The sequence below is a fragment of the Streptococcus sp. 9903 genome (assembly GCF_013276625.1).
Lineage (GTDB): Bacteria > Bacillota > Bacilli > Lactobacillales > Streptococcaceae > Streptococcus.
Genome location: NZ_VMLI01000020.1, coordinates 16,379 through 29,299, shown reverse-complemented (window position 1 = coordinate 29,299; position 12,921 = coordinate 16,379). Strand labels below are relative to the sequence as shown.

Below are 12,921 nucleotides of genomic sequence, written 5' to 3'. Positions count from 1 at the left end.
AAATCAAATTCAAACCACGTTAACTTCGCCTTGCCGTACTCAAGTACAGCCTGCGGCTAGTTTCCTAGTTTGCTCTTTGATTTTCATTGAGTATAAGCTTTCTATAAGGAAATCTTAAGCTAGCTTTCAGGTTTGGCCCTTATACTAGAGTCATCAAAAAGAAACGAGGACTCTCATATGACAGTAACGATTAAAGTAAATTACCAAACCACTTTCCAAAAGAAAGAAGCAACAAACTAAGATTGAATAGAAGAAGAAAGAGCGAAATGCTCTTTTTTCGTTACACAGAAGCTTGGCAAGAAGATCCAGAATGGCGCATGATTGCCCTTCATCTGAAGAAGAAAGAACACCTAGATTAAGCTTTCTCTAAGGAAAACTTAAGCTAGCTTTCAGGTTTGCCCCTTATACTAGAGTCATCAAAAAGAAACGAGGACTCTCACATGACCGTAACGATTAAAGTAAATTACCAAACTACTTTCCAAAAGAAAGAAGCAACAAACTAAGATTGAATAAAGGAAGAAGAGAGTAACTGCTCTTTTTTCGTTAGCCATACTATGTACACAGAAGCTTGGCAAGAGGATCCGGAGTGGCGCATGATTGCCCTTCATCTGGAAAAGAAAGAACATTTAGATTAAGCTTTCTCTAAGGAAATCTTAAGCTAGCTTTCAGGTTTGGCCCTTATACTAGAGTCATCAAAAAGAAGCGAGGACTCTCACATGACAGTAACGATTAAAGTAAATTACCCAAGCACTTTTCAAAAGAAAGAAGCAACAAAATAAGCTTGAATAGGAGAAGAAGAGCGGAACTGCTCTTTTTTCGTTTCTAAAACTACTTTCAGTCAATAGGCTTGAAGGAGGAAAAGCTAAATGCACTTTCTATTTACCCTTCTTTCTTGCATTGATTACATAGATATGCTACAGTTGTGGTAGCGATTACAAAACAAAAGGAGCATGCTATGAAAAATCCAACTTTGTTAGAAGAAATGAAGACTTATCTAGGAAGGGATGAGGTTCCAGAGGACTTTGATGCTTTCTGGGATGAGGAAGTGAAAAAAGTCTCAACTCTTCCATACTACCACTTGGAGGAAAGAGATTTCCACATTCCTCAAGTCAAGTGCTATGAGTTAACATTTGAAGGAAGCAAGGAAGGCAAGGTCTATGCACGCGTCGTTCTTCCAAAGAGTGAGAAGAAGGTTCCGCTAATCTTCCATTTCCATGGTTATATGGGACGTGGCTGGGACTGGGCCGACATGCTAGCCTTCACCGTGGCTGGTTACGGTGTTGTTTCCATGGATGTTCGAGGTCAGTCAGGTTACTCACAAGACGGCTTGCGTTCTCCTCTAGGAAATACGGTTAAGGGGCATATCATCCGTGGTGCTGTGGAAGGTCGGGATCACCTCTTTTATAAGGATGTTTATCTGGATATTTACCAGTTGGTCGAAATTGTTGCTAGTCTGTCTCAGGTTGATGAGAAGCGTCTTTCTAGCTATGGTGCCTCACAAGGAGGGGCTTTGGCCTTGGTTGCAGCAGCGCTCAATCCTCGAATTCAGAAAACAGTTGCCATCTATCCCTTCTTGTCAGACTTCAGACGAGTGCTTGAGATTGGTAATACTAGCGAAGCTTACGACGAACTTTTCCGTTATTTCAAGTTTCACGACCCCTTCCATGAAACAGAGGAGGAAATCATGGCGACCCTGGCCTATATCGATGTGAAAAATCTTGCCCATCGTATCAAGGGTGAGGTTAAGATGATTACGGGCTTGGACGATGATGTTTGCTATCCTATTACCCAGTTTGCGATTTACAACCGTCTGACCTGCGATAAAGCCTATCGCATCATGCCTGAGTATGCCCACGAAGCCATGAATGTATTTGTCAATGACCAAGTCTACAACTGGCTTTGTGGTAGTGAAATTCCTTTTAAGTATGTGAAGTGATGAATGAGAGAGCCTAGTAGCTCTCTTTTTGTATAGAGTCTAGTCAGCAAATATTCTAGTTCATATATACTTTGAAATTCATACTCTTAGAAAATCTCTTCAAACCACGTCAGCTTCGCCTCGCTGTGCGTATGGTTACTGACTTCGTCAGCTTCATCTACAACCTCAAAAACGTGTTTTGAGCTGACTTCGTCAGCTTCATCTACAACCTCAAAACAGTGTTTTGAGCAACCTGCGGCTAGCTTCCTAGCTTGGTCTTTGATTTTCATTGAGTATAAAAACAGATGAATCTCTGTTTTCTTTTTATGGACTATAAATGTTCAGCTGAAACTACTTTCAAGGAGATTATTATATAAAAGAGTTTCTTGAAACTAAAATCTATTATATCACACTGTATTGAAAGCGTTTTAAAAATGAGGTATAATAAATTTGCTAACACTTATAAAAAGTGATAGAATCTTATCTTTATGTATATTTAAAGATAGATTGCTGTAAAAATAGTAGCAGCTATGCGAAATGACAGATAGAGAGAAGGGATTGAAGCTTAGAAAAGGGGAATAATATGATATTTAAGGCATTCAAGACAAAAAAGCAGAGAAAAAGACAAATTGAACTACTTTTGACAGTTTTTTTCGACAGTTTTCTGATTGATTTATTTCTTCACTTATTTGGGATTGTCCCCTTTAAGCTGGATAAGATTCTGATTGTGAGCTTGATTATATTTCCCATTATTTCTACAAGTATTTATGCTTATGAAAAGCTATTTGAAAAAGTGTTCGATAAGGATTGAGCAGGAAGTATGGTGTAAATAGCATAAGCTGATGTCCATCATTTGCTTATAAAGAGATATTTTAGTTTAATTGCAGCGGTGTCCTGGTAGATAAACTAGATTGGCAGGAGTCTGATTGGAGAAAGGAGAGGGGAAATTTGGCACCAATTTGAGATAGTTTGTTTAGTTCATTTTTGTCATTTAAATGAACTGTAGTAAAAGAAAGTTAAGAAAAGACAAACTAAGTGCATTTTCTGGAGTAAATGTCTTATTTCAGAAATCGGGATATAGATATAGAGAGGAACAGTATGAATCGGAATGTTCAAGAACGTAAGTGTCGTTATAGCATTAGGAAACTATCGGTAGGAGCGGTTTCTATGATTGTGGGAGCAGTGGTGTTTGGAACGTCTCCTGTTTTAGCTCAAGAAGGGGCGAGTGAGCAACCTCTGGCAAATGAAACTCAACTTTCGGGGGGGGGGAGCTCAACCCTAACTGATACAGAAAAGAGCCAGCCTTCTGAGGAAGGAGAAAATATAACTCTTCCTGCAGAGCATGTAGAGTCTGTTTCAGAGACTGAACTTTCTGGCAATGAGCAAGAACAAGAAAGGGAAGATAAGCAAGAAGAAAAAATTCCAAGAGATTACTATGCACGAGATTTGGAAAATGTCGAAACAGTGATAGAAAAAGATGACTTAGAGACGAATGATTCAAATGGAAAAAGAGTAGACTTGTCTGATGAATTAGAGAAAGTAAAGGGACTCCAAAATGCAACTGTTCATGTGGAGTTCAAACCGGCTGCTGATGGTCCTAGTTTTTACAATCTCTTTTCTGCTTCCAGTACAACTAAAGTAAATGAGTACTTTACAATGGCAATCAATAATGGGACAGCTTTGATAGAGGGACGTGGAGCTGATGGTAGCCAATTTTATGGAAGTTATACAGATGCGCCTTTGAAGATTAGACCAGGCAAGTATAATTCGGTTACTTTTACTGTTGAAAGACCAAGAAAGGATAGTCCAAATGGTCAGGTTCGTCTTTATGTGAATGGTGTATTATCTCGTACGAATAAAAAGTCAGGGAAATTCCTGGCAGACATGCCAGATGTGGATAAACTCCAGTTAGGTGCAACTAATAGAGCAGGAGAACTGAAGTGGGGCTCAGATCTGTCTATTCGTAATCTGACTGTATACAATCGTGCTCTAACTCCAGAGGAAGTCAAAAAACGTAGCCAGTTATTTGATGTAACAGATATTGAACCATCACTTCCTGAAGGAGCTGTCTTGACAGAAAAGCAAGAGTTGTTTATGAGTGGTGTCAATGATAAGCCAAATAGTGAAGGAATTAAGAGTTATCGGATTCCAGCTTTGCTACGTACGGATAAAGGAACATTACTAGCAGGAGCAGATCAGCGTCGTCTCCACCATTCTGATTGGGGAGATATTGCTATGGTCGTTAGGAGAAGTGAGGATGGGGGAACTACTTGGCAGCCAACCTTAACCTTGACCAACCTGCGAGACAATCCAGAAGCAAAAGATCCGCAGGCACCATCTCCACTTAATATCGATATGGTCTTGGTTCAAGATCATACCACAAAGAGAATTTTTTCAATCTACGATATGTTTCCAGAGGGTCGAGCTGTCTTTGGAATGCCAAACAAACCTCAAAAAGCTTATCAACAAGTTGGAGACAAGCACTATCAATTACTATATAAACAAGGGGAAAATCAAGCATATACTGTTCGAGAAAACGGAGAAGTATATGATGCAAATAATCAAAAAACAGATTATCGCGTTGTAGTGGATCCAAAAGAAGAAGCCTACAGAGATAAGGGTGACCTCTATAAAGGAGAAGAGCTTCTTGGGAATATCTACTTTGCTCCATCTGCTAAAAATCCATTTCGTGTAGCCTATACGAGCTATTTGTGGCTTTCCTATAGTGATGATGATGGGAAAACTTGGTCGAAACCAAGAGATATTACACCATCAATTCGCCAAGATTGGATGAAATTTTTAGGAACAGGTCCAGGTACAGGAATTGTGCTTAGAACAGGAGAGCACAAGGGTCGTATCCTAGTTCCTACTTATACCACCAACGCTATCTCCCATCTAAGCGGATCTCAGTCTTCTCGTTTGATTTATTCAGATGACCATGGAGAAACATGGCAGGCTGGAGCTGCTGTTAATGATGATAGGACAGTAGGCAGAAGGAAAATTCATTCCTCAACTATGAATAATAGTCCTGCCCAAAATACAGAGTCAGTTGCTGTACAGTTAAATAATGGTGATGTGAAACTCTTTATGAGAGGATTAACGGGTTATTTACAGGTTGCCACAAGTAAAGATGGTGGGCAAACTTGGGACAAGGAAATCAAGAGATACAATCAGGTTAAAGATGTTTATGTCCAAATGGCTGCTATTCACACCATGCACGAAGGAAAAGAATACATCATTTTAACCAATTCAGGAGGACCTAAACGGACGAATGGAATGGCTCATTTGGCTCGTGTAGAGGACAACGGAGACTTGACTTGGTTACATCATAGACCAATTCAAAAAGGAGAGTTTGCCTATAATTCGCTTCAAGAATTAGGAAACGGTGAGTATGGTATCTTGTATGAACATACTGAAAAAGGACAAAATGCCTATACCCTATCATTTAGAAAATTTAACTGGGAATTTTTAACAAAAGATCCGGTATATCCAACAAGTGTAACTATCAGGGAAGTTCGTAAATTGGAAACAGAAGAAGAGGATGCAGAACAAGGCATCTTAGCTATGCAATTTGATTCTGAGGTACTAGTGAATTCTATTCCGACTTTGACTTTAGCGAATGGACACAAAGCTACCTTTTTGACACAAGCAGATCAAAAAACTCTACTTTTCACCTTTAATAAAGAAGATGCAGGTCAAGAAATTACAGGTCTACTGGTCGGTAGAATTGACAGTATGCATGACTTACCAGTTACACTAGCTGGTAGTAGAATTCCTGAAGATGCGAAAGAAAATCCTGTCGATACCATGAATACAGTAAGAGAAAATGTATCTGAGGAGATGACAGAAAGGAAGTCAGAGAAGAATCAAGTGTCTATGGAGCCTTCAGACAGAATAGTAGCAAACTCTCCTCTTACTTCTCTTGCTCCTCGTTACCTCCAATCTTATGTAGGAGATGTTATTAAAACTGAGACTAAAGTTCCAATAACGACTGGTTGGAAGCAAGAAAATGGTGCGTGGTATTTTTATACATCTGCTGGTGAAGTGGTGAAAGGCTGGCATCAGGAAGCGGGTAAATGGTACTACTTGAGTTCTACTGGTGCGATGGCAACTGGTTGGGTCAGAGATGGTAACCAATGGTATTATTTGAGTGAGAGCGGAGCAATGTCTACTGGCTGGGTTGAATCCAGTGGTGTGTGGTACTATCTCAATGCTAATGGTTCAATGGCAACTGGTTGGATAAAAGATGGAGACCATTGGTACTATCAGGAATCATCTGGTGCAATGAAGGTAAATCAATGGTTCCAAGTTGGAGACAAATGGTACTATGTTAATGAAAGCGGAAGATTAGCGGTTAATACTATAGTAGATGGTTATCAAGTTAACTCCAATGGGGAGTGGGTCAACTACTAGAACCTTGGATGTTGATGAATAACTGAGACACGTTTTGTCCGTCATAGAGATTAAAAGTTTATTTAGATAGTTTTAGTAGAAATTTCTACTCTAAGAAAAAATCAATTTAGATGAGCTCCTATTGCCGGGTAAATGACTTGCTAGTCGTAAATAAACTGTATATTTCTGACTGGATACTAATAGTCGCAACTTAACAGTTCACTTTAAGTGTTAAAATGCATATAGCTAGCTATTGGTTATATGCGTTTTTGTTTTTAATTATTTTATTTCTTGTCTTGGAATATAGGTAAAGTTATAGTAAAATAAAATTCTGTAAATCATATTGGTAGATATACAAGAAGAGTGTATTGTTGACAATACAGCACATAGAATCCAATATGTCCTTATACTCAAAAAATCAAAGAGCAAATTAGGAAGTTAGCCGTAGCCTGCTCAAAACACCGTTTTGAGGTTGCAGATATAACTGACGAAGTCAGCTCAAGACACTGTTTTGAGGTTGTAGATGAAACTGACGAAGTCAGCTCAAGACACTGTTTTGAGGTTGTAGATGAAACTGACGAAGTCAGTAACATATACACGGCAAGGCTGACCTAGTTTGAAGAGTATGGATCAATCATAACTTATTTGAAGATTTTAAAAGATTGTAAGCTATTATATCTGGATAAATAAGTATTAGAAACTAAAGTGAGGAAAAAGATGTTTTTATATTTAAAAGGTTTAGGAAAATTTCGTATCGCTAACACCAGACGGCTATAGAGTGAACGAGTACGGGGAATGGATCAACTGAACTTGCTTTATGGCATATTGACGAGAAAGCTAGGAGTATAAAAACACTAGAATTCATAGTCTAGGAAGTGGTAAGAGTTCTCTAAAACGGTTGATTTTGTAATCTTTTTTGTAAAATAGAGTCTTTAATAAATAATATGAGCAAGATATATCTCTTTGCAAGTGATTAGGGTCAATAGTTTTTAACTTTCTCACTTCTTTTCCGAATAAATAGATAGAACCATAGAATCTAGCAAAATTAGATTTAAAACTATGGTATAATAGAAGGAGGAAAAGGATGATTCTAAGACATCCGGGCATTAGCCCGACCAATGACTTGGTTGCTAAGAAAATTTTCAGCAACCCAGAAATCACTTGTCAATTTATTCGCGATATGCTGGACTTGCCAGCCAAAAATGTAACCATTTTAGAGGGAAGCAATATTCACGTTTTGCCTTCCCTACCCTACTCGGCACAGGATTTCTATACCAGTATAGACGTCTTGGCAGAGTTAGACAATGGGACACAAGTTATTATTGAGATTCAGGTACATCATCAGAATTTTTTCATCAATCGCCTGTGGGCTTACTTGTGTAGTCAGGTCAATCAAAATCTCGAAAAAATTCGTCAACGAGAAGGTGATACCCACCAGAGTTACAAGCATATCGCACCAGTATACGCTATCGCTATCGTGGACAGTAATTATTTTCAAGATGACTTAGCTTTTCATAGCTTTAGCATGCGCGAGGATACGACAGGTGAGGTCTTAACCATCACAAATAACGGTCAAGCAAACCATCTAGTCAAGATGGCATTCTTGGAATTAAAAAAATACAGAGAAACCAGCAAAGATAGCATTCGCAAACCGTGGTTGGAGTTTTTTGGGAACAAACCCTTTACCCAGCGCCCCGAGCGAGCCATCAGCCAAGCAGATCAACTGCTGGACTACAAGAGCTGGTCCGAGGAGGACAGGAAAATGTTTAGTCAACTACGTATGCGAGAAGAACAAGCCTTGTTAGCACAGGACTATGCCTTGGAACAAGCTGAAGAAAAAGGGTTGGAGAGAGGTCGGGCAGAAGGACTTGAACGTGGAAAACTTTTTGCCTTTCTGGATATGGTTCGCCAAGGACTTCTGACTTCCGAGGTTGCCAGTCAGCAGTTGGGTATGTCAGTATCTGAGTTTGAGGCGTTGTTGTAAGATCAGCAATAATAGACAAGAAAACCATCTGGTTAAGATGGCATTCTTGGAATTAAAAAACTCTAGGCACAAAATCTTAAAAAACACAAACACGCATAGTATCAGGTATTGAACAAGCTTGATACTATGCGTTTTATAGTGCATTGAATCTATATTAGGACACTACAATTCTTAAATCATTGTTAGAAATTAGTTTGAATTTTCCAATCAATTTATTCGATTTTTACATCATTGCATTATATCATGCGACTATTAACCTTGTTTTCTCCTAAAATTGACTTTCTTGTTTTTTTATCTTGTCCACTCGAAACAGGTCTTGCAAGAAATCTACTTATTTTTGAAAGTACTTTTAATGTAGTTGATATAGTTAAAAAGATTTGAAACTAAATTCCAAATTAGAAAAAGGCTTGAAATACTAAAAAAAAAAAAGTATACTCTAATTGAAAACGGTAACAAAACTAATTTAGAGTATTTCTCTCTTAAAAGTTCTTGGTGAAACGAGATGTAGAAAGGAGATTTAGCCAAAGAGTCTATTAGTGCTAGAATAATAGATTAGAATTATTTTAGAAAAACGAAGTGACCAGCTTATAAATTCAAGTCCCCAAATAAATTCATACTAGTATCTTTTGCAAAAATAAAGGGCGACTTCCTTTATGAATATCAATTTTATCTATAAGGAAGGTAGCTAATTGAACTAACTTATTTATTCTGTTTGTCGCTAGAAAAATCAGACCTCCTTGTGAAGATTGAGGAGATACTGAATGAAAATCAAAGAAGAAACTAGCAAGCTAGTAGCAGATTGCCCAAAACACCGCTTTGAGGTTGTAGATAAGACTGACCTATATAATCCAAGGTGAAGCGACTGTGGTTTGAAGAGATTTTCAAAGAGTATAGGCTAGAGAGTAGTGTTTTTATGTCCTTCTAGTAGAAAATGCTAGACAGAAGAATGAGGAACTTGGATAGGAAAAAGAGATTGCGAAAGGAGGTTAGAAGAGATGATTATTACAAAAATTAGCCGTTTAGGAACTTATGTGGGAGTAAATCCACATTTTGCAACATTGATAGATTTTCTAGAAAAAACAAGACTAGAAAATTTAACAGAAGGTTCGATTGCTATCGATGGTGATCGATTGTTTGGGAATTGCTTTACTTATCTAGCAGATGGTCAAGCAGGGGATTTCTTTGAAACACACCAAAAATATTTGGATATTCATTTAGTTTTGGAAAACGAAGAAGGCATGGCTGTTACGTCGCCGGAAAATGTAAGCGTTACCCAAGAGTATGATGAAGAGAAGGATATTGAATTATACACAGGGAAAGTGGAACAGTTGGTTCATTTGAGAGCTGGCGAATGTCTCATCACTTTTCCAGAAGATTTACATCAACCCAAGGTTCGTATAAATGATGAACCTGTGAAAAAAGTTGTCTTTAAAGTTGCGATTTCTTAATGTAGAAAGGGAAGAACCATGAAAAAAATGAGAAAGTTTTTATGTCTAGCCGGAATTGCGCTAGCAGCCGTTGCCTTGGTAGCTTGTTCAGGAAAGAAAGAAAATACAGCTGACACTGAACCACCGACAGAATTATCTGGTGAGATTACAATGTGGCACTCCTTTACTCAAGGACCGCGTTTAGAAAGTATTCAAAAATCAGCAGATGCTTTCATGCAAAAGCATCCAAAAACGAAAATCAAGATTGAAACATTCTCTTGGAATGACTTCTATACTAAATGGACTACAGGTTTAGCAAATGGGAATGTGCCAGATATCAGTACAGCTCTTCCTAACCAAGTAATGGAAATGGTCAACTCAGATGCTTTGGTTCCGCTAAATGATTCTATCAAGCGTATTGGACAGGATAAATTTAACGAAACTGCCTTAAATGAAGCAAAAATCGGAGATGATTACTACTCTGTTCCTCTTTATTCACATGCACAAGTTATGTGGGTTAGAACAGATTTGTTAAAAGAACATAATATTGAGGTTCCTAAAACTTGGGATCAACTCTATGAAGCTTCTAAAAAATTGAAAGAAGCTGGAGTTTATGGCTTGTCTGTTCCGTTCGGAACAAATGACTTAATGGCAACACGCTTCTTGAACTTCTACGTACGTAGTGGTGGAGGAAGCCTCTTAACAAAAGATCTTAAAGCAGATTTGACAAGTCAACTTGCTCAAGATGGTATTAAATACTGGGTTAAAATGTATAAAGAAATTTCACCTCAAGATTCTTTGAACTTTAATGTCCTTCAACAAGCTACCTTGTTCTATCAAGGAAAAACAGCATTTGACTTTAACTCTGGCTTCCATATTGGAGGCATCAATGCCAACAGTCCTCAACTGATTGATTCGATTGATGCTTATCCTATTCCAAAAATCAAAGAATCTGATAAAGACCAAGGAATTGAGACCTCAAACATTCCAATGGTTGTTTGGAAAAATTCAAAACATCCAGAAGTTGCTAAAGCATTCTTAGAATCACTTTATAATGAAGAAGACTACGTTAAATTCCTTGATTCAACTCCAGTAGGTATGTTGCCAACTATTAAGGGGATTAGCGATTCTGCAGCCTATAAAGAAAATGAAACTCGTAAGAAATTTAAACATGCTGAAGAAGTAATTACTGAAGCTGTTAAAAAAGGTACTGCTATTGGTTATGAAAATGGACCAAGTGTACAAGCTGGTATGTTGACTAACCAACACATTATTGAACAAATGTTCCAAGATATCATTACAAATGGAACAGATCCTATGAAAGCAGCAAAAGAAGCAGAAAAACAATTAAACGATTTATTTGAGGCTGTTCAGTAGATGTAAAAGACTAGAAAATAGGTGGGCTAGTGAGCTGAAAAGCCCTAGCCCAATCTTGTAAAAGAAGGGAGAAGGAGAATGGTTAAAGAACGTAATTTAACTCGCTGGATATTTGTTTTGCCAGCTATGATTATCGTAGGATTACTCTTTGTTTATCCGTTTTTCTCGAGTATTTTTTATAGCTTTACCAATAAGCATTTGATTATGCCCAATTACAAATTTGTTGGTTTAGCTAACTATAAAGCTGTGCTATCAGATCCCAACTTCTTTAATGCGTTCTTTAATTCAATTAAGTGGACCATTTTCTCATTAGTTGGTCAAGTTTTAGTAGGGTTTGTATTGGCTTTAGCTCTTCACAGAGTACGCCACTTCAAGAAATTATATAGGACCTTATTGATTGTTCCTTGGGCATTTCCTACCATCGTTATTGCCTTTTCTTGGCAGTGGATTCTAAACGGGGTTTATGGCTACTTACCTAATCTAATCGTAAAATTAGGTTTAATGGATCATACACCTGCATTTTTGACAGATAGTACATGGGCATTCCTATGTTTGGTGTTTATCAACATTTGGTTTGGAGCGCCGATGATTATGGTCAATGTGCTTTCAGCTTTGCAAACAGTACCCGAAGAACAATTTGAGGCTGCTAAGATAGATGGTGCTTCAAGTTGGCAGGTGTTCAAGTTTATCGTCTTTCCACATATTAAAGTGGTTGTAGGACTTCTAGTTGTTTTGAGAACTGTATGGATCTTTAATAACTTTGACATTATCTACCTCATTACTGGTGGTGGACCAGCCAATGCTACAACGACGCTTCCAATTTTTGCTTACAACCTAGGTTGGGGAACTAAATTGTTGGGTCGTGCTTCAGCAGTTACAGTATTGCTCTTTATCTTCTTGGTGGCGATTTGCTTTATCTACTTTGCTATCATCAGTAAGTGGGAAAAGGAGGGTAGAAAATAATGAAGAAGAAATCCAGTATTTATTTAGATATTCTCTCACATGTACTCTTGATTGGTGCGACCATTGTTGCAATTTTCCCATTGGTATGGATTATCATATCGTCTGTCAAGGGGAAAGGGGAATTAACTCAGTATCCAACACGATTTTGGCCAGAACAATTTACATTAGATTATTTCACTCATGTTATCAATGATTTGCACTTTATTGATAACATTCGAAACAGTTTAATCATTGCCTTAGCTACAACTGTTATTGCGATTATTATTTCTGCTATGGCAGCCTATGGTATTGTTCGATTCTTCCCTAAATTGGGAGCAATCATGTCGAGACTACTCGTCATTACCTACATTTTCCCACCAATTTTGCTAGCAATTCCCTATTCAATTGCCATTGCTAAAGTTGGGTTAACAAATAGTTTATTTGGCTTGATGATGGTTTATCTATCTTTTAGTGTTCCATATGCAGTTTGGCTCTTAGTTGGATTTTTCCAAACAGTTCCAATTGGAATTGAAGAAGCAGCTAGAATTGATGGTGCAAATAAATTTGTTACTTTTTATAAAGTTGTACTACCGATTGTAGCACCAGGTATTGTAGCAACAGCTATTTATACATTTATCAATGCTTGGAATGAATTCTTGTATGCTTTGATTTTGATTAACAATACAGGAAAGATGACAGTAGCAGTAGCCCTTCGTTCACTTAATGGTTCAGAAATACTAGACTGGGGAGATATGATGGCAGCATCTGTTATTGTAGTTCTTCCATCAATCATTTTCTTCTCTATCATCCAAAATAAGATTGCCAGTGGATTATCAGAAGGATCTGTGAAGTAATACTCAATGAAAATCAAAGAGCAAACTAGA

Annotated in this window: 9 protein-coding genes; 8 read left to right on the top strand and 1 reads right to left on the bottom strand. The window is 37.7% G+C overall.

Annotation, left to right across the window (positions count from 1 at the left end; translation table 11 throughout):
* Positions 1–955: 955 nt before the first annotated feature.
* Positions 956–1,936: an acetylxylan esterase gene (locus HT696_RS07975; RefSeq protein WP_173219755.1), complete on the top strand. Its 981-nt coding sequence runs from the start codon at positions 956–958 to the stop codon at positions 1,934–1,936.
* An 86-nt stretch (positions 1,937–2,022) separates the two neighbouring features.
* On the opposite strand, the gene HT696_RS10780 is transcribed toward HT696_RS07975, so the two are convergent.
* A complete protein-coding gene (locus tag HT696_RS10780; protein WP_240150255.1) occupies positions 2,023–2,205 on the bottom strand; it encodes a hypothetical protein in 183 nt (60 codons plus the stop codon).
* A gap of 293 nt (positions 2,206–2,498) precedes the next feature.
* Between HT696_RS10780 and HT696_RS07965 the strand changes: the two genes are divergently transcribed.
* From HT696_RS07965 to HT696_RS07935, 7 genes are all read left to right on the top strand, one after another.
* A complete protein-coding gene (locus tag HT696_RS07965; RefSeq protein WP_000576348.1) occupies positions 2,499–2,726 on the top strand; it encodes a hypothetical protein in 228 nt (75 codons plus the stop codon).
* A 287-nt stretch (positions 2,727–3,013) separates the two neighbouring features.
* Entirely contained in the window at positions 3,014–6,328 is a 3,315-nt protein-coding gene (locus HT696_RS07960; RefSeq protein ID WP_173253168.1) for a sialidase domain-containing protein, read from the top strand.
* A gap of 1,063 nt (positions 6,329–7,391) precedes the next feature.
* On the top strand, positions 7,392–8,291 hold the full coding sequence (locus HT696_RS07955; protein WP_173218885.1) for an Rpn family recombination-promoting nuclease/putative transposase: 900 nt from the start codon (positions 7,392–7,394) through the stop codon (positions 8,289–8,291).
* A gap of 995 nt (positions 8,292–9,286) precedes the next feature.
* Positions 9,287–9,739, top strand: a complete 453-nt coding sequence (locus HT696_RS07950) for a YhcH/YjgK/YiaL family protein (RefSeq protein ID WP_173282484.1) — start codon at positions 9,287–9,289, stop codon at positions 9,737–9,739.
* A gap of 18 nt (positions 9,740–9,757) precedes the next feature.
* On the top strand, positions 9,758–11,095 hold the full coding sequence (locus HT696_RS07945; RefSeq protein ID WP_173282485.1) for a sugar ABC transporter substrate-binding protein: 1,338 nt from the start codon (positions 9,758–9,760) through the stop codon (positions 11,093–11,095).
* 78 nt (positions 11,096–11,173) lie between these two features.
* On the top strand, positions 11,174–12,058 hold the full coding sequence (locus HT696_RS07940; protein WP_050073359.1) for a sugar ABC transporter permease: 885 nt from the start codon (positions 11,174–11,176) through the stop codon (positions 12,056–12,058).
* Positions 12,058–12,891 (top strand): carbohydrate ABC transporter permease, encoded by an 834-nt coding sequence (locus tag HT696_RS07935; protein ID WP_000730468.1) that lies wholly within the window; start codon positions 12,058–12,060, stop codon positions 12,889–12,891. Before HT696_RS07940 ends, HT696_RS07935 begins: the two co-directional genes overlap by 1 nt.
* The last annotated feature ends 30 nt before the right edge of the window (positions 12,892–12,921 follow it).